Raw genomic sequence first — 15,858 nt, 5'->3', positions numbered from 1 at the left:
TGCGAAGTGTCCAGCAGTGCAGGTCTTTTCGGCAGCCTGCTGCGGCGGGCGCGTGGCGCCCTGCGAATTTCTTTGGGGTGGAACGGCTCCCGTTTGTGCCCGACCTGGCAAAACGACGGCGACGCCCCGTGGACGGGGCGTCGCCGGACGGTGGGGTTCTGGTCTACCGGCTGGTGAACGGCAGCAGGGCCATCTCGCGGGCGTTCTTCACCGCGACGGCGACCTGGCGCTGCTGCTGTGGGGTGAGCCCGGTGACCCGGCGGCTGCGAATCTTGCCTCGATCGGAGATGAACGTGCGCAGCAGGTTGATGTCCTTGTAGTCGACCTTCTCGATGCCTGCGGCGATGAGCGGGTTCTTCTTCGGACGGCGGGCCTGCTCGGCGCGAACCTTCTTCGACGGTGCTCGCTTGACTGCCATATGACGGGATCCTTCGTACGAGAACAGTGGTTGTCTACCAGCTCGATTTGCGCACACCGGGCAACTCGCCCCGATGGGCCATCTCGCGCACACGCACACGGGAAAGGCCGAATTTCCGGAGGTGACCGCGCGGTCGTCCGTCGGCGGCGTCCCGATTGCGCAATCGTACCGGACTGGCATCGCGCGGCTGTCGTCGCAGCTCAGCCTGGGCCTCGGCGCGCGCGGCGGCCGATGTGCCCGGCTTGCGGATCAGTTCTTTCAGTTCGGCGCGCCGGTCGGCGAAACGCTCGACCACGGCGCGGCGCTGCGCGTCGCGGGCGATCTTCGACTTCTTCGCCATATCAGCGCTCCTCTCGGAAATCGACGTGCTTGCGGACCACCGGGTCGTATTTCCGCAGCACCATGCGGTCGGGATCGTTGCGGCGGTTCTTCCTGGTCACGTAGGTGTACCCGGTGCCCGCGGTGGACTTCAGCTTGATGATCGGCCGGATCTCGGTCGACTTGGACGCCATGGCTGCTCCTAGATCTTGTCGCCGCGGGCCCGGATGCGCGCCACCACGGCTTCGATCCCGTCCCGGTCGATGGTCTTGATGCCCTTGGCCGACACGGTGAGTGTGATGCGGCGGTCTTCGCTGGGCAGGTAATAGGTCTTGCGCTGGATGTTGGGGTTCCAGCGGCGGCTCGTCCGCTTGTGCGAGTGCGAAACGGACTTGCCGAACCCGGGCCGGCGCCCGGTGACCTGGCAGTGCGCCGACATGCGGGCTCCTTCGGGTAGATGACAATCATTTTCGACAACGGCTGCTCGACAATGTACCGTCGGCTTACGGCAAATGAAAATCGTTATCGAAAGAGGTGCTGTCCGTGCTCCCACCTGAGGCCGACCGACGCACGCCCGTCGTAGTGCTCGCGGGCTTCGCCGGGCTCGCCGAGGCCGGCGTCCACCAGGTCGCGACCGCGCTGTGTCAGGTATCGGCGGGCACGGTGGTCGTCCAGCACGACCTGCGCCAGCTGCGCGAAGGCATCGTGCACCGCACGGTGCGCAGCGCGTCCTACGAGACCTCGGACGTGCTCGAGCTCGCGCACGGCTGTGTCTCGTGCACGCTGCGACGGGATCTGCTGCCGCTGCTGCGCACCCTGGCCGCGCGCGACTCCGTCGAGCGCATCGTGCTCGCCCTGGATCCCGCCTTCGAAGCCGAGGCTGTGTGCCAGGCGATTGAACACGTTGTGGTCGAGGGCATCCTGGGCCGGGTCGACGCCCCGGCCGGGCGTGACGTACGGATCGAAGCGGTGCTGACCTGCTTGGACGCGAGCGCCTGGCTGGCCGACGCGACCGGCGAGGAGACGCTCGCCGAGCGCGGCCTGGCCCGGGCCGACGACGAGCGCACGGTGGCGCAGCTGGCCGTCGGTCAGGTCGAATTCGCCGATGCCGTCCTGGCTTTGGGGCCGGTCGAGTCAGGCGGCGAGGCCGATCGCGGCCGGCTGGCCGCGGTGCTGACCCGGTTGGTGCCCGACGCGCCGGTGGTCTGGATCGACGATCCGGCCACGCTGCACCACGCGCAGGTCGAGGCGCTGTTCGCGCGTATCCCCGCGCACGCGCGGCGCGGCCGGGTGTTCGACGCGCATGCGCCACTGCTGCGGGGCCAGCCGCCGCTCAGCAGCGACTACGGCGTCACCCTGCTGGAGTTCGCCGCGAGCAGACCGTTCCACCCGGCCCGCCTGCACGAGGCGCTCGACGTGCTCTTCGACGGCGTGGTGACCGCGCGCGGCCGGATGTGGCTGGCCACCCAACCGGACGAGGTGGCGTGGCTGGAGTCCGCGGGCGGCGGCCTGCGCGTCGGCAGCGCGGGCCGCTGGCTGGCCGCCATGTCGGAAGCGGAACTGGCGCAGGCGGATCCGGATCGCCGGGCGATGGCCGCGCTGCGCTGGGACGACCAGTTCGGCGATCGCGATATCTCGCTGGTGATCCTGGTGCACGACGCCGACCCGGCCGAGATCCGCACGGCGCTGCACTGGGCGCTGGTGGAGGACGACGAACTGCGCCTGGTCGAGCGGTCGCCGGAGCGGGTCGCCGAATGGGAGGACCCGTTCGGCAGCTGGCACGCCGATCCGTGCGACAGCGACGTGCCCATGCCGGTCGAGGAGAGCAACAGCCCGAGAGGAGAAGCACTATGAAGACAGGGATTCATCCGGACTATCACCCGGTGGTGTTCGAGGACGCAGGCACCGGCAAACAGTTCCTCACCCGCTCGACGGCCACGAGCGCGAACACCGTGCAGTGGACCGACGGCAACACTTACCCGCTGATCAAGGTCGACGTGACCGCCGATTCGCATCCGTTCTGGACCGGTGCGCACCGGGTGCTGGACAGCCAGGGCCGGGTGGAGAAGTTCGAGCGCAAGTACGGCAAGCGCACGCGGCGCGGGGAGGCCTGAGATGGCGGTGCCGAAGCGGAGGATGTCGCGCTCGAACACGCGCAGCAGGCGGGCGCAGTGGAAGGCGACGCCGCCGGACCTGGTGCCGGTGACCGTCGGCGGTGTGGTGCACAAGGTCCCGCGCCGCTTGGTCGCGGCGGTGCGGCGCGGACTGATCGATCTGGACCGGCTCTAGCGCATGAACGACGGCGGGCCCGCAGAGTTCTCTGCGGGCCCGCCGTCGTTGCCGGTTATCCCTCTTTTTCGGCGAGGTCCGCGAGCGTCGCGGCGAGCCGGAAGTACTTGTTGCTGGCGAGGTCGGCGATCGACTTGATCTTGAGCGCCTCGAGCAGCTGCTTGTCGTGCGCTTCGGTGAGACCGGCGAGGGCCGAGGGCGGAGCGGAGAGGATTTCCTTCAGCGACTTGTTCTCGTACGCCTTGTCGAGAACCTTGTCGAGCACCACGTTGACGGCCATGCGAACTCCTTCGAACGAACCTGAATGTGCGGCGCCCGATCGAGCGCCTTGTGCCAGCCGACGATAACGCGCCCCGTGCCGTCGTGGGCGATGAACGCGCCGAGCGACGGACGAGCCGGTCGCCAGACTTGTCACGCGGGGTTGATGAACCGTGGCGGCCGACCGAGTGCGCCATCCGCAATCGAGCAGCAATCGGTATGTTCGAAGTGACGGCGTGACCTCGTGGGCGATGGAATTGCGCTTGAATAGCTGATGGGTGAAATACCTACTGTGGGTTGGTTATTGACGGGCGGAAAAGTCTTCATGAAGTGATGCGTTCGTGTCCCGACGCCGGTACCCTCGTGCGAGAGGGCGGGTTCTCCTGGTTCCCGGGAGAGCCCGCTCATCGCCAAACTTCTTGGCTACAAAGCCTTCTCGCCTGCGGCTCAGTCCGCGACAGCAGCCGAACTCACCGCGCAGTACGCGATCCGCGAGCATTATTGTCCGCGTCATCCCCCGGCAAACCGGGCAAGTCGGGCAACAGCGCCTCCAAGCGCGCCAACTGCTCGCCGACCAACGCCGCGGGCCCCTCGATCAGCGAGAACGGCCACGGCCAATGCCTGCCGTGCAGCCGCTGCACCTGTTCAACCAGGTCGGCGGTCGTCGCCTCCAATTCGCTGATCTCGGTGCGCAGTTCGCCGACCTCACCCTCCAGCTCATCGATCCGCGCCAGGGCGGCGGCCAGTCCGTCCACCACCGTGCGCTTGCGGCCCTCCGCGTCGGTACCCAGCTGTGGCCAGCCCGCCAAACCCGGCCCGCGCAACTGGATCTGGATATCGCGCAGCACTGCCTCTTGCTCCGGCGTCACGTCGCCGACCTCCTGTCCGGAATCCCACTGGCCGAAATCGGTCGTCTCGGCCACATTCACATCGCAGACCACGCCGCCGACGATCTGCTGACGTGACGTCTGATGGATATTGCGGCGCGTCTCGACCCTGCCGCCCGACCACGCATCGGTCTGCCAGGCCCAGGCGGCACTGCCCGCGTCCAAGGCGCGGCTCACCGACCAATAACCGCCGTAGACACCGACATTCGCGCGCCCGAGCACCGTCGCCGCACCGTCCAGATAGGCATTGAGGCGCTGCTGATCCTGCGGCGTCGCATCGAAATCGGCGGAGAAGTAGACCGGCCGATCCTCCCGGCCGCCGCAGCGCAGCACCTGTGCCAGGCCCGCGCGGGCATCGACGATCCCCGCGCCGTAACCGTCGAGCATGCGCGCGGCCGTGGTCTCCCAGTTCGACACGATCGAAATACCGTGTGCGCGCAGATCATCGGCCTCGGCCGGAGTCAGCAACTTGCCCGGCAGGGTCGGGCCGCCGTCGGACAGATACCGGACCACGAAGTCGAACCCCGCCGCGCGGATCGCCGCGCCACCCGGACGACCGGCAGCGTAGTCCAGACCGAAACGCATGTCTCTCACTGTAAATCGGGCCGGGGTGGAATTCCGGGGCATCGCCGAACCGGCGCGCGCACGCGCCGACCGGCCGAACTCAGAGTCCCGACGTGGGTTGCATCGCCCGTATCGCGACCGGGGCGCGGCGCTCCGGTGCGATCAGAATCGCGCTGATCGGAATGGCCAGCGACATCATGCTGAGCACGAAGACCGGAACGAAGAACCCGAACAGGTCCTCGCCTGGCGGGGTGCTGACGCCGGCTGATACCTGGGTCTCCAAACCCATGAGGTCGGTGTAGTGCATACCGGCGATCCCGGCGGCGAACACCAGCGCGGCCGCGACCAATGCCGGCAGCGGCCGCCACGGCTGGGTGAACCACAGCGTCGCGAGCGCGGTCACGATCGCGATCGCCGCCGCACCGAGGACCAGCGGCAGCTGCAGCGTGGTCGAACCCTGGATCCGGATCGCGTCCAGCGCCAGATAGTGCATCAGGCCGAATCCGCTGCCCATGACCACGCCGGCGGCGATCAGCCGCGGTATCCGCAGCGTGATTCCGTTGATCGTCAGCGCGGCCCACACGGTCAATACCGCGACGAACACCGCCCCGGTCACATTCGTGACGTCATAACGAACGAGGCTGCCGCGCACCGAGAAACCCAGCAGTGAGACGAACACCGGCAACCACACACCGATGCCGCCGATCGACACGGCCGCCGCCACCTGCCACACCGTCCGGAACCGGCCGGTCGAGGATTTGGCGGACTGGCGGATACAGGTGAACCCGATCAGCGCCCCGACCATCGACACCGCGACGGACAGGCCGATGATCCAGTAGCCCATGGTGAAGTAGCTCAAAGCACCGCCTGTTCGCGTTCCTGCACAGCCAGTCGCTGAATGGCGTACTCGGTCACCGCGGCCAGCGACTGGCGCACCTCGTTGGCATTGCGCGCGTCGATGTCCACGATCGGGACGCCCTCGCGCACCGCGAGCGCCTCGCGCAGTTCGGCGATCGGGAAACGCGGCGCGTTCGGAAAGCGGTTGACCGCCACCAGGAACGGCAGGTTGCGGGCCTCGAAGAAGTCGACCGCCGCGAAGCTGTCCTCCAGCCTGCGGGTATCGATCAGCACGACGGCGCCGATCGCACCGCGGATCAGGTCGTCCCACATGAACCAGAAGCGGCGCTGACCCGGCGTGCCGAACAGATACAGCACTAGGTTGCCCGGCAGGATGATCCGGCCGAAATCCATGGCGACCGTGGTGGTTTCCTTCTCCGGCGTGTCGGCGAGGTCGTCGATGCCGTCGGAGAACCTGGTGACCATTGCCTCGGTCCGCAGGGGAACAATCTCCGACACCGCACCGACGAACGTCGTCTTACCCGCGCCGAAACCACCGGCCACGACGATCTTCGTCGAGGCCATCCGGTTTTCCGTCTCGCCCTGGCCGGGGTTGGTGTCGGGCCCGATCTTCCTATAGGGCACGGAGTCCACGCAAAGTCCTCTCCATCAAACTACGACGCTCGTCGAAACTCGCTTCGTCGGTCAGTGTCGAATGCACCCGCAGGATGCCGTCGACGACGAGGTCACCGATCATCACCCGGACCATGCCCAACGGCCGATCCAGATGCGCGGCGATCTCGGCGACCGACAACCGGTGGGTGCCGAGCCGAAGGATATCCGTGCGGACATCACCGGTTGGCCAGTCGAGATGCGCAGTGTAGGACAAGGTCTCGATGACCGCCTCCATCGGCAGGTCGACCGCGGGCTCGGTACGCCCCGAGGTCAGGGCATACGGTCGGACGCGAGTGGTCGGTTTAGGTCCAGGTCCGAATGGATTGGACATCTCACGCTCAAACCGCGGTGCGGGCGGTGGCCGTGACCACCGAGCCGACCCGGTCGACCAGCAACGCCATCTCGTAGCCGATCCGGCCGATGTCGTGTGACTTGTTGGCCAGCACGGCGATGTGCGATCCGTTGCCCACACTCATCACCAGCAGGTAGCCGCGCTGCATCTCCACGATCGACTGCATCACCTTGCCGCCGTCGAAGAGCGAGGCCGCACCCATCGACAGACTGGCCAGGCCGGCCGTGACGGCAGCGAGTTGCTCGGCCCGATCGGCGGGTAGGTGCGGGCTGGTCGCCTGCAGCAGGCCGTCGGCCGACACCAGCACGGCATGGGACACGCCGGGCACGTCCCGGGTGAACCGGGCGACCAGCCAGTTCAGGTTCTCATCCGTGGTGCTGTTCGCGTTGGTCATGCAAGCCCTCCGTCGTTGTACTGCGCATTGGCCCGCCCACTGCGGACCCCACTGAGATGCCTGGTGAGGTTGTTCCGGATCTCCTCCGGGTCACGGGCTCCCGATTCGTCTGCTTGGGCCAGGCCGCCGGGCACGAGTTGCGCGCCCGGCGTACGGATAGGAAGTCCACCGGTGGTGCGACCGGTCGGGGTGGGGCGGGTCGCCTCCTCGGCGGCCATCCAGCCCGCGTCGGCGGGCGAAGTCCAGGTCGTCTCGGCGCCTTGCGAACTCGCGGGCTCGACCAGCCATTCCGAGACCATGCGCTGATAGATCGGGGTCGGCGAGGCGCCGGCCACCGGCTGCAACCGGGACGAGGTCACCGTGGGTTCCGGCTCCCGTTCGCGCTCCGGCGCGGCCGCCGGCGGTTCGGGCTGCGGCGCGTTGGCGGGCCGCCGGATGGGCAGGCCGGACCGCGACGTGGTCGCCCGGACAGTGGGTTCGGTGGCGCCGCTGTGCTCGTCGAGGTCGAGCGAGCTCGTACGTTCCGGCTCGGTCCACAGGTTCGCGGGACGGTCCTGCTCCGCGTCGGCCGTGCGATTCGTGCCGTTGCCCGCCTCGCTCACCGTCGGCGGGCCGAACGGCGACCGATCGTCGGTCGGGGCGTTGATCGACCACGGCTGGGTCGGCGGCTGCGAATCCGGGTCGCTGTCCGGGGTATTGGTGCGCGTGGCCATCGACACCGAGGGCTGGCCCGGCGCCTCCGCGACCCGGATGGCCGGCCTGCGTTGCGGCAGGCCGGAATTGGTCACATCGAATCGTGGTGTGTTCTGCTGCGGCAGATTCGGCACCGGGACCAGGTTTCGCGGCTGGGTGTTGCGCGTCTGACCGGTGGGCACGGCGTAGTCGCCGGTCATGTGCACCGGCGGGTGTCCCGACGGGTCGGTGGCGTCCAGCGGCGGGGAGACCAGGCCCCCTGGCAGGTGCACGCTCGCGGTGATGCCGGGCTGCTGCGCCATCGTGGAGGTGCGGCGCAGATTCGCGGTGATCGTGTGCCGCTTAGCCAACCTGCCGACGACGAAAAGGCCCATGCGGCGCGCGGTCTCGACGGTCACCTCGCCACCGGAGCTCAACCGGTCGTTGATGGCGCGCAGGTCCTCGGTCGACATGCCGAGGCCGCGGTCGACGATCTCGATCAGGTAGCCGCCGTCGACGGCCCTGGCCACCGAGACGGTGACCGGGGTGGTGGGCGGCGAGTAGCGAAGCGCGTTATCGATCAGCTCGGCGAGCAGATGTTCGATATCGATGGCAGGCTCACCCGCGACCACGCCGTCGGGCACCGCGGTGATCTCGACCCGCTGGTAGTCCTCGACCTGGGAGACCGCGCTCCAGAGCATGTCGGAGAGCTGGACCGGGTGCAGTTGACCACGGCGCAGCGCGGTGCCCGCGAGCACCAGCAGGTTGTCGCCGTTACGCCGCATGCGGGTGGCGAGATGGTCGAGCCGGAACAGGCTCTGCAGCCGCTCGGTGTTGTCCTCGTCGTGCTCGAGGTCCTCGATCAGGGCCAACTGCTGCTCGACGAGCGACTGGCTGCGCCGGGACAGGGTTTCGAACATGCTGCCGATCTGCAGGCGCAGGCGGGCCTGTTCCGCGGCCAGGTGCAGCGACGCCTGGTGGATGTCGTCGACCGCGCGGGCCAGCTGACCGATCTCTTCGGTGGTGCTGACGTCCACCGGTGCGATCTCTGGCGTCGCGCCGCCGGCGCGCACCACCTCGATCTCCTTCGGCAGATCCACGTGCGCGACCTGCAACGCGTCATGGCGCAGACGGCGAATCGGCAACACGAGCGAGCGCGCGACCGCGAGCGCCAAAGCCAGACCGGCGAGCAGGGTGCCGACCACGATCGCGACATCACGCAGCACGGCGCTGCGCAGCTCCGTGGTCCGATCGGCGAGCTTGGTGTCGACCAGGTCGAGCAGGGTGCTCGTGGCCTGGCGGTAGCTGTCGGTGCTGGTTTTCAGCGAATCGACGATGACCGGGTTACCGCTCGGGTTGCTCGGGTTCTGGCCGAGGGCGCCGATGCGGGCCTGCACCGCCTGGATCAAAGTCGGTGCGTTGATCGCGGATTGGGGGCTCAACTCGGTGTAGATGTTCACCATCACGAGTTCGGCGCCGAGGGTGGTCAGCATGTTGCCGAGCACCGCCATGTTGTTGCCCGGACCCGCGGTCGCAACCATGATCTGTTCCTGGGTCAGCACACGGTTCGCGTTCGCGATCAGACCGAGCTGCAGGAAGTAACGCTGGATGATCACCTCTTCGATCGAGGAGGACACCGAGGTCGCCGTCACGATCCGGGTGCCGACCTCACCGGCCTGCTCGCCGATGGTCATGGGCGACGCGGTGCGCAGGCCGTTGCGCATGGTGCGGCCGACCGCGATCGCCGCGCCGAGTTCCTTGGCGAAGCTGTCTCCGGACTTGCCGACCCGCAGCGCGGTTTCCAGATCGGCGGCCGCCTGATCGAACTTGGCCGCGATCGGGTCGAGCTGCTCGTCGGGTTTCGCGGTGATCGCGGCGACCGCCAGCGTCTCGGTGGCCGCGCCGAACGCGAGCATCGGGCGCAGGACGCGCGCCTGTTCGGTCGCCGCGTCGAGCTTCGAGATGACCCCGAGTTCGTCCTTGATGCGGAGTCCGGCGAAGGCCGAGGCGAGCAAGACCGGTAGCAGCAACACGATGCCGACCTTGCGCGTGACCGACAGGTTGGACAGGCTGTAATACCAGGAACGCGGTTTTGCTTCCATTCCGCTTCCGTCGCCTCCACTCCGCGCAGGGCCCTCGGGACGGCACGTGCTGTTCAACGTATATGGGATCTACCCGCCGAGAACCAACTAAAGGTCTTCTTTTTACCGCACGGAACATACCGCGCAGACGGACCGTCGGCAATCTGGGGGACAAGGTCTGATGGTGCCCGAATATGGCTACACGTAACAGGTTTCGCGTTGCACTACTTCAAGAGTCTACAGACTAACTGGACAGATGATCTAGTTGGCTCGAGTACGCCGTTTGCTGATTGGCTGCTGTCGCCGGAGGGTCGTCGCGCCCGGCACGGCGTGTCGGAGGTCCCCTCTCAGTCGGCTCTCAGTCGATACGGTCAAACTGGTCGCATGCGCATTCTGGTAGTAGACGACGATCGCGCCGTCCGCGAGTCGCTGCGCCGGTCGCTGACCTTCAACGGCTACTCCGTCGACCTCGCGGTCGACGGGGTGGATGCCCTGGAAAAGGCAACCGATCAGCGACCGGACGCGTTGGTGTTGGACGTGATGATGCCGCGGATGGACGGCCTCGAGGTCTGCCGGCGGTTGCGCAGTACCGGTGACGATCTCCCCATTCTGGTTTTGACAGCACGGGATTCGGTGTCCGAGCGCGTTGCCGGACTCGATGCCGGTGCGGACGACTATTTGCCGAAACCCTTCGCATTGGAAGAATTGCTCGCCCGATTGCGCGCACTGTTGCGACGCACCACCGCCGATCCCGGCGAGACATCGGAGGCAATGACGTTCGCCGATTTGTCGCTGGATCCGGTGACCCGGGAGGTTTCTCGCGGCGAACGGGCGATCAGTCTCACCCGCACCGAGTTCTCGTTGCTGGAAATGCTGATGGCCAATCCGCGCCGGGTGCTGACTCGTAGCCGCATCCTCGAGGAGGTCTGGGGTTACGACTTCCCGACCTCGGGCAACGCGCTCGAGGTGTACATCGGATATTTGCGGCGCAAGACCGAAGCCGACGGCGAGCCCCGGCTCATCCACACCGTGCGCGGTGTCGGCTATGTCCTGAGGGAGACACCCCCCTAGGGGACGCCATGGCACGAAATGTTCCGAAGCGGCCGGTGGTCGCCGGGCTCGGTCAACCGGAGCCCTCCGAGATGCGCCCCCCGATCCCCCTCACCCGCTCGGTCTCCCTGCGCTGGAGAGTCACATTACTGGCCGCGTCGGTGGTGGCCATCGCGGTCGCGGTCACCTCGATCGCGGCCTATGCGATGGTGGCTCGCTCGTTGTACGGCGACGTCGACGCACAGTTACGTACCCGGGCCGCGACGATGATCAACAGCGACATCGACAACATCCCGTTCCAGTCGCTGACCATGGCGACACTGTTCTCCAACGACATCGGTGTCGGGATCATCTACCCGATTCCTTCCGGCGCCCCGGCGGGCACCGTGTCCGGATACGTGCCGCCACAGCCGGCCAAGCCGCCGATCGGCCCTGAGGAGCTGGCGGTTGCCCGAAACGAGATGCCTTCGTCGTTGCGTACGTACAAGAACCAGCGTGTGCTGGCGAGGCGCACCGACACCGGTGTCACGCTGGTGATTTCGCAGCGGCTGGAGCCGACGAGGGCAGTGCTCGACCGGCTCGCCTGGCTGTTGTTCGTGGTCGGCGGCTGTGGCGTCGTCTTGGCCGCGGCGGCGGGCACCGCTGTCGGCCGTACCGGCCTGCGGCCGATCGCGCGGCTCACCGCGGCGACCGAGCGTATCGCCCGTACCGACGATCTGACGCCCATCCCGGTCACGGGCGATGACGAATTGGCGCGCCTCACCGAAAGTTTCAACACCATGCTGCGCGCGCTGAACGAATCACGGGACCGCCAGCGCAGATTGGTGGCCGACGCCGGACACGAGTTGCGGACGCCGCTCACGTCGTTGCGGACCAACATGGAGTTGCTGATCGCGTCCAGCAGGCCGGGTGCCCCGCGCCTACCCGATGAGGACATGGCAGAACTGCGGTCCGACGTCATGGCTCAGATCGAGGAACTGTCCACGCTGGTAGGCGATTTGGTCGACCTGGCCAGGGAGGACGCGCCTGAAGCCGTTTACGACCGGGTCGATCTCGGTGAAGTCACCGAGCGCGCTCTGGAGCGAGTCAGACGCCGGCGCTCCGGGATCGAGTTCGTCGCGGGTCTGCGTCCCTGGTTCGTGTACGGCCACGAGGCCGGGTTGGAGCGCGCCATCCTCAACGTGCTCGACAACGCCGCGAAATGGAGCCCGGGCGGCGCGCAGATCTACGTCACGATGCACGACACCGGAGCCGGTCTGCTCGAGCTGGTGGTCGACGACGCAGGTCCCGGGATCCCGCCCGCTGAGCGCGAATTGGTGTTCGAGCGGTTCTACCGAACCACGGCGTCGCGCTCCATGCCTGGCTCCGGGCTGGGCCTATCGATCGTCAAACAGGTAGTCACCAAACACGGCGGAACCATCGCCATAGATGCCTCGCCCCGCGGCGGCACCCTGGTCCGCATCGTGCTGCCCGGCGAAGCGGGCGTGGCCACGGTCGAGTGAGTCCCCACCTACCCGACCATGGTCCCGGCAGTTCGCTAACGCTTGATTTCGCAATTCCGGGCACGCGCGCCGAGCGAAACCGCAAAATTTTCCGCATCATGTACGGCATTTCGCATGGCTTCGGCATCGTCCGCGCCGGTTCCGGCTCCGCCGATCGTCCCGGCATATCGTCCGTCCGGGCTGTAGGCAAGGCAGGATACTTCGATTCTGACCTGTGCCGAAGCGGTTCCGGCGCCGATCGTCAATGCCGGTAAAGCGAGACCGAGGAGTGTGGTGCTGAAAACAATGACTTTCTTCATGGGTATCATCTTCTTTCAATGATTTGGCGGCGACTGCTGTTGAATGTGCGGCTGCGATGAATGCCCGCATCCTCGTCGGCTCCGGATCTCGGTGATGGGCATGGCCTCCTGCCCTGGCCAACACAGTTCAACCAGGTAGGCCGCATGATTCGGTTGCTGATCGACCGTCGGTCTGCGCACGAAACATCGGCACGCTTATGGATCGGCGTACCGACCAAGGTGTGGCATATGAGTCGCGAGGACTGTGGATGGCCAGTCGGCGTTGGAAGATCGAACGTTGTCGACGGGTCTATCCCGTCGCTGTCGGAGCCTCAATATGAATCGAAGTCGGAGATTCCGTGCAGGTGAAATCCGTGGATTGCATGAACGCTATCCGAGCCGCAATTTTCGATTAAAATTCCCCCACCCCAGAATTCCGTTGTTACTCGTCAACGTAAGCAGTCGGTAGCTTATCGCAGCCACGTGAACGCGGCAACAACTTTGTTCCTCAGGGGAATTCGGCGGTGTGCCGATATGGTATCGCGGAGGGTTTGCTCGTGGTGTTCGAAGTCGGCTCACCGTCGGCGGATCAGGGTTGCTGTCAGAGCGTGAAGCTATCAGCCGCAGCGGCTCACTGCCCGGGCGGCACACACTGCGCATCCGCAGGTCGGTGCGTACGCTGTTGCCTGGGCGCGGGGGAGTTCGGCCCGGTATCGGGTGGCCGCGTGCGGCCGCGAGAAGTGGGTAGACATCTCGGACAATTGAAAGCACGGTCTCAGTCCGCTCTCAGTCGTCGTCGTCAAGCTGGTCGGCAGACGTTGAGGAGAAACGAGGAGTCCATGACCGAGGATTCGCAGGACCGGCGGGACGAGGCGGCGAACGCCACGCCCGACCGGCCGCAGCCGACCGAACAGATCCCGGCAGCACCGGCGCACCAGCCGTACGCAGCGGACCCCGCCTATGCACCGCACAGCTACGGGGCGTTCGAAGGTCAGCATCCGATGGGTCACTACCCGCCGCCCCAGCACACGCAGCCGTTCCCCGGCCCCGAGTACGGCGCGCCGCCGCCCTACGACCCGCACGCCGGCTTCGATCCGCAAGCGCCGCAGGGCGGCCCGTTCGAGGAGCCCAAGCCGGCTCGGCGCCCGATCCGGACCGGACTGGTCGCGGGTGCGGTGGCGCTGGCCCTGGTCAGCGGTGGTGTCGGCGGCGCGGTGGGCGCACTGGTCAGCCATTCCGACAACGGCAGTTCGGTCGTCAGCAATGCGCTGGACCAGCCGAAGCCGAACGTCAACAACGTCTCCAACGCACCGGCCGGATCGACGCAGGCGGTGGCGCAGAAGGTGCTGCCCAGCGTGGTGATGATCAAGGTGGCCAGCAGCCGGGCCGAGGGGGAGGGCTCCGGTGTGGTGCTGTCCTCCGACGGCCTCATCCTGACCAATAATCACGTGGCCGCGGGCGGTGGCCCGAACGCCAAGATGGAGGTCATGTTCTCCGACGGCAGCACCGCGCCCGCCACGATCGTCGGCGCGGACCCGGTCTCCGACCTGGCCGTCATCAAGGTCAGCGGCAAGTCCGGCCTGACCCCGATCGAGCTGGGCACCTCGTCGAACCTGCAGGTCGGCCAGCCGGTCGTGGCGATCGGTTCGCCGCTCGGCTTGGCGGGCACGGTCACCACCGGCATCGTCTCCGCGCTGAACCGCCCGGTCTCGACCAGCGGTGAGGGCGCGCAGAATCCGGCCGCCGCGAACCCGGTGATCGACGCGATCCAGACCGACGCCGCGATCAACCCGGGTAATTCCGGTGGCGCGCTCGTCGACGGCAGTGGCAAGCTCATCGGCATCAATACCGCCATCGCCAGCCTGGGCGGCGGCGAGGTGGGTGTCGGTCAGCAGAGCGGCTCGATCGGTCTCGGCTTCGCCATCCCGGTCGACCAGGCCCGCCGCGTCGCCGACGAACTCATCAAGACCGGTCACGCGACGTACGCGCAGATCGGTGTCAAGATCCAGAAGCAGGACACCGCCAACGGCGCACGGGTGCTGGAATCCACCCCGGACGGGCCGGCCGCCAAGGCGGGCATCCCCGCGGGCGTGGTCGTCACGAAACTGAATGACCGGACCATCGATTCGGGTGACGCGCTCGTCGCCGCGGTCCGCTCGCACCAACCAGGAGACAAGGTGAAGGTCACCTATACCGATGAACAAGGCAACAATCCGAAGACCGTCGAGGTGACCCTCACCGGTGCGCCCGCGGACGGCGGGCGGTGATGCGCGTGCTGCAGGGCGGGTGGACTCCGCTGCTCGACACGGCCGCCGACGTTCTCGGCGCAGGCGCTACGGTGAGCACCATGGAAATCGATGCTCCTGTGGCGGGGCGTGCTCTGGTGGTGGTCGTCGATGATCGAACGGCGCATGGAGGTGTTGACTCGCTCGGTCCGCTGGTCACCGAGCTGCTCACCGAAGCGGGCTTCCTGGTGGACGCCTCGGTCTCGGTGCAGGCCGACGAGGTCGAGATCCGCAATGCGCTGAACACCGCGGTGATCGGCGGTGTCGACCTGGTCATCTCGGTCGGCGGTACCGGTATGTCGCCGCGTGACGTGACCCCCGAGGCCACCTCGCAGGTCCTCGATCGCGAACTGCCCGGCATCAGCGAGGCGCTGCGTTCCTCCGGCCGGGTGGCGGGTTCGCTCGATGCGGGTCTGTCCCGTGGCGTGGCGGGCGTTTCCGGCAGCACCCTGGTGGTGAACCTGCCGGGCACCCGGGCCGCCGTGCGTGACGGTATGGCGACGCTCGGCCCGCTGGCCAGCAAAGTGATCGGCGAACTCTCCGGATTGGTCGAATAATTACGGTTTCCAGTTCTTCCGACGACATCCCTCGTCCGGCGGCCCGCCGGGCGGGGGATGCGGCGCGTCTGGCCGCTATCTTCGGCGACACCCTCCCAGACACTACGCGCGACGAACGCGATCACGATTCGGATAACGCATCTTCGACCGATGATTGGCTGCGTTCCCAGATTCCACCGCATCACGGATGATTGCCGATATCTACGTAGTTGCTACGTAACGTCCAGTCGGCTTCTCGGCAAATTACCTGCCGATGTTTCAGATCCGGGATTATCCTCCTCTTCTCATACGGCCCTGTCCCGTATTCAGCGCTTGGCGTTTTGGTGACTCGGTCGGCACCGTCCGGTCGGTCCGACTGTCTCCGCCACGCAATTTGCGCACGTCAAATAGCATTCTTTCGTTAACGACTGTGATCTACATCACATTGATCTTTACGAAAGC

The 15,858-nt window shown here is 66.8% G+C and carries 19 protein-coding genes; 7 read left to right on the top strand and 12 right to left on the bottom strand.

Annotated elements, in window-relative coordinates; all coding sequences use genetic code 11:
* Window positions 1-163 precede the first annotated feature (163 nt).
* Genes rpsR through rpmB form a run of 4 tightly spaced genes read right to left on the bottom strand, consistent with a single transcriptional unit; the run spans window position 164 to window position 1,175 of the window.
* Window positions 164-418 carry a 30S ribosomal protein S18 gene (gene rpsR / locus O3I_RS37730; protein WP_014988314.1) on the bottom strand — a complete coding sequence of 85 codons (255 nt, stop codon included), beginning with the start codon at window positions 416-418 and terminating at the stop codon, window positions 164-166.
* Between the two features lie 34 nt (window positions 419-452).
* Window positions 453-758 carry a 30S ribosomal protein S14 gene (gene rpsN, locus O3I_RS37725; protein ID WP_014988313.1) on the bottom strand — a complete coding sequence of 102 codons (306 nt, stop codon included), beginning with the start codon at window positions 756-758 and terminating at the stop codon, window positions 453-455.
* A 1-nt stretch (window position 759) separates the two neighbouring features.
* Complete coding sequence (rpmG, locus tag O3I_RS37720; RefSeq protein ID WP_014988312.1) at window positions 760-930, bottom strand: 50S ribosomal protein L33; 171 nt, start codon at window positions 928-930, stop codon at window positions 760-762.
* An 8-nt stretch (window positions 931-938) separates the two neighbouring features.
* Entirely contained in the window at window positions 939-1,175 is a 237-nt protein-coding gene (gene rpmB / locus O3I_RS37715; protein WP_014988311.1) for a 50S ribosomal protein L28, read from the bottom strand.
* A 95-nt stretch (window positions 1,176-1,270) separates the two neighbouring features.
* Between rpmB and mrf the strand changes: the two genes are divergently transcribed.
* Genes mrf through rpmF form a run of 3 tightly spaced genes read left to right on the top strand, consistent with a single transcriptional unit; the run spans window position 1,271 to window position 3,025 of the window.
* Entirely contained in the window at window positions 1,271-2,590 is a 1,320-nt protein-coding gene (gene mrf, locus O3I_RS37710) for a ribosome hibernation factor-recruiting GTPase MRF (RefSeq protein WP_014988310.1), read from the top strand.
* Window positions 2,587-2,850, top strand: coding sequence for a type B 50S ribosomal protein L31 (locus O3I_RS37705; RefSeq protein ID WP_014988309.1), 264 nt, complete (start codon window positions 2,587-2,589; stop codon window positions 2,848-2,850). The genes mrf and O3I_RS37705 overlap by 4 nt, the downstream gene beginning before the upstream one ends.
* Window position 2,851: 1 nt before the next feature.
* Entirely contained in the window at window positions 2,852-3,025 is a 174-nt protein-coding gene (rpmF, locus tag O3I_RS37700) for a 50S ribosomal protein L32 (protein WP_014988308.1), read from the top strand.
* A 55-nt stretch (window positions 3,026-3,080) separates the two neighbouring features.
* Here rpmF and O3I_RS37695 read toward each other — a convergent pair whose 3' ends face one another.
* From O3I_RS37695 to O3I_RS37665, 7 genes are all read right to left on the bottom strand, one after another.
* On the bottom strand, window positions 3,081-3,305 hold the full coding sequence (locus O3I_RS37695) for a hypothetical protein (RefSeq protein WP_014988307.1): 225 nt from the start codon (window positions 3,303-3,305) through the stop codon (window positions 3,081-3,083).
* A gap of 448 nt (window positions 3,306-3,753) precedes the next feature.
* The gene (locus tag O3I_RS37690; RefSeq protein WP_014988306.1) at window positions 3,754-4,755 is read right to left on the bottom strand and encodes a DUF1906 domain-containing protein; all 1,002 of its coding nucleotides are present in this window, start codon (window positions 4,753-4,755) and stop codon (window positions 3,754-3,756) included.
* Between the two features lie 79 nt (window positions 4,756-4,834).
* Complete coding sequence (locus O3I_RS37685) at window positions 4,835-5,593, bottom strand: MHYT domain-containing protein (RefSeq protein WP_014988305.1); 759 nt, start codon at window positions 5,591-5,593, stop codon at window positions 4,835-4,837.
* Window positions 5,590-6,156: a GTP-binding protein gene (locus O3I_RS37680; protein ID WP_029900001.1), complete on the bottom strand. Its 567-nt coding sequence runs from the start codon at window positions 6,154-6,156 to the stop codon at window positions 5,590-5,592. Before O3I_RS37680 ends, O3I_RS37685 begins: the two co-directional genes overlap by 4 nt.
* Window positions 6,157-6,205: 49 nt before the next feature.
* Window positions 6,206-6,577 carry a DUF742 domain-containing protein gene (locus O3I_RS37675; RefSeq protein WP_029900002.1) on the bottom strand — a complete coding sequence of 124 codons (372 nt, stop codon included), beginning with the start codon at window positions 6,575-6,577 and terminating at the stop codon, window positions 6,206-6,208.
* A 7-nt stretch (window positions 6,578-6,584) separates the two neighbouring features.
* Window positions 6,585-6,992, bottom strand: coding sequence for a roadblock/LC7 domain-containing protein (locus tag O3I_RS37670; RefSeq protein WP_014988302.1), 408 nt, complete (start codon window positions 6,990-6,992; stop codon window positions 6,585-6,587).
* Entirely contained in the window at window positions 6,989-9,766 is a 2,778-nt protein-coding gene (locus O3I_RS37665; RefSeq protein WP_014988301.1) for a sensor histidine kinase, read from the bottom strand. Before O3I_RS37665 ends, O3I_RS37670 begins: the two co-directional genes overlap by 4 nt.
* A 363-nt stretch (window positions 9,767-10,129) precedes the next feature.
* On the opposite strand from O3I_RS37665, the gene O3I_RS37660 reads away from it, so the two are divergent.
* On the top strand, window positions 10,130-10,816 hold the full coding sequence (locus O3I_RS37660) for a response regulator transcription factor (RefSeq protein WP_014988300.1): 687 nt from the start codon (window positions 10,130-10,132) through the stop codon (window positions 10,814-10,816).
* An 8-nt stretch (window positions 10,817-10,824) separates the two neighbouring features.
* A complete protein-coding gene (locus tag O3I_RS37655) occupies window positions 10,825-12,297 on the top strand; it encodes a sensor histidine kinase (protein WP_051066836.1) in 1,473 nt (490 codons plus the stop codon).
* Between the two features lie 35 nt (window positions 12,298-12,332).
* Here the strand turns inward: O3I_RS37655 and O3I_RS45245 are convergent, their stop codons facing one another.
* A complete protein-coding gene (locus O3I_RS45245; RefSeq protein WP_014988298.1) occupies window positions 12,333-12,596 on the bottom strand; it encodes a hypothetical protein in 264 nt (87 codons plus the stop codon).
* An 818-nt stretch (window positions 12,597-13,414) separates the two neighbouring features.
* On the opposite strand from O3I_RS45245, the gene O3I_RS37650 reads away from it, so the two are divergent.
* Window positions 13,415-14,842 (top strand): S1C family serine protease, encoded by a 1,428-nt coding sequence (locus O3I_RS37650; protein ID WP_014988297.1) that lies wholly within the window; start codon window positions 13,415-13,417, stop codon window positions 14,840-14,842.
* An 80-nt stretch (window positions 14,843-14,922) separates the two neighbouring features.
* Complete coding sequence (locus O3I_RS37645) at window positions 14,923-15,417, top strand: MogA/MoaB family molybdenum cofactor biosynthesis protein (RefSeq protein ID WP_218471713.1); 495 nt, start codon at window positions 14,923-14,925, stop codon at window positions 15,415-15,417.
* Window positions 15,418-15,858: the final 441 nt, after the last annotated feature.

This window comes from Nocardia brasiliensis ATCC 700358 (genome assembly GCF_000250675.2).
Taxonomy (GTDB): domain Bacteria; phylum Actinomycetota; class Actinomycetes; order Mycobacteriales; family Mycobacteriaceae; genus Nocardia; species Nocardia brasiliensis_B.
Note: the sequence above shows the minus strand (reverse complement) of the source record. Positions and strands in the feature narration are given on the sequence as shown.

Bases quoted from the DNA above. Each gene is read 5' to 3' on its own strand.
- rpsR (WP_014988314.1), bottom strand. From the start codon at position 418: ATGGCAGTCAAGCGAGCACCGTCGAAGAAGGTTCGCGCCGAGCAGGCC.
- rpsN (WP_014988313.1), bottom strand. From the start codon at position 758: ATGGCGAAGAAGTCGAAGATCGCCCGCGACGCGCAGCGCCGCGCCGTG.
- rpmG (WP_014988312.1), bottom strand. From the start codon at position 930: ATGGCGTCCAAGTCGACCGAGATCCGGCCGATCATCAAGCTGAAGTCC.
- rpmB (WP_014988311.1), bottom strand. From the start codon at position 1,175: ATGTCGGCGCACTGCCAGGTCACCGGGCGCCGGCCCGGGTTCGGCAAG.
- O3I_RS37705 (WP_014988309.1), top strand. From the start codon at position 2,587: ATGAAGACAGGGATTCATCCGGACTATCACCCGGTGGTGTTCGAGGAC.
- rpmF (WP_014988308.1), top strand. From the start codon at position 2,852: ATGGCGGTGCCGAAGCGGAGGATGTCGCGCTCGAACACGCGCAGCAGG.
- O3I_RS37695 (WP_014988307.1), bottom strand. From the start codon at position 3,305: ATGGCCGTCAACGTGGTGCTCGACAAGGTTCTCGACAAGGCGTACGAG.
- O3I_RS37690 (WP_014988306.1), bottom strand. From the start codon at position 4,755: ATGCGTTTCGGTCTGGACTACGCTGCCGGTCGTCCGGGTGGCGCGGCG.
- O3I_RS37680 (WP_029900001.1), bottom strand. From the start codon at position 6,156: ATGGCCTCGACGAAGATCGTCGTGGCCGGTGGTTTCGGCGCGGGTAAG.
- O3I_RS37675 (WP_029900002.1), bottom strand. From the start codon at position 6,577: ATGTCCAATCCATTCGGACCTGGACCTAAACCGACCACTCGCGTCCGA.
- O3I_RS37670 (WP_014988302.1), bottom strand. From the start codon at position 6,992: ATGACCAACGCGAACAGCACCACGGATGAGAACCTGAACTGGCTGGTC.
- O3I_RS37665 (WP_014988301.1), bottom strand. From the start codon at position 9,766: ATGGAAGCAAAACCGCGTTCCTGGTATTACAGCCTGTCCAACCTGTCG.
- O3I_RS37660 (WP_014988300.1), top strand. From the start codon at position 10,130: ATGCGCATTCTGGTAGTAGACGACGATCGCGCCGTCCGCGAGTCGCTG.
- O3I_RS37655 (WP_051066836.1), top strand. From the start codon at position 10,825: ATGGCACGAAATGTTCCGAAGCGGCCGGTGGTCGCCGGGCTCGGTCAA.
- O3I_RS45245 (WP_014988298.1), bottom strand. From the start codon at position 12,596: ATGAAGAAAGTCATTGTTTTCAGCACCACACTCCTCGGTCTCGCTTTA.
- O3I_RS37650 (WP_014988297.1), top strand. From the start codon at position 13,415: ATGACCGAGGATTCGCAGGACCGGCGGGACGAGGCGGCGAACGCCACG.
- O3I_RS37645 (WP_218471713.1), top strand. From the start codon at position 14,923: ATGGAAATCGATGCTCCTGTGGCGGGGCGTGCTCTGGTGGTGGTCGTC.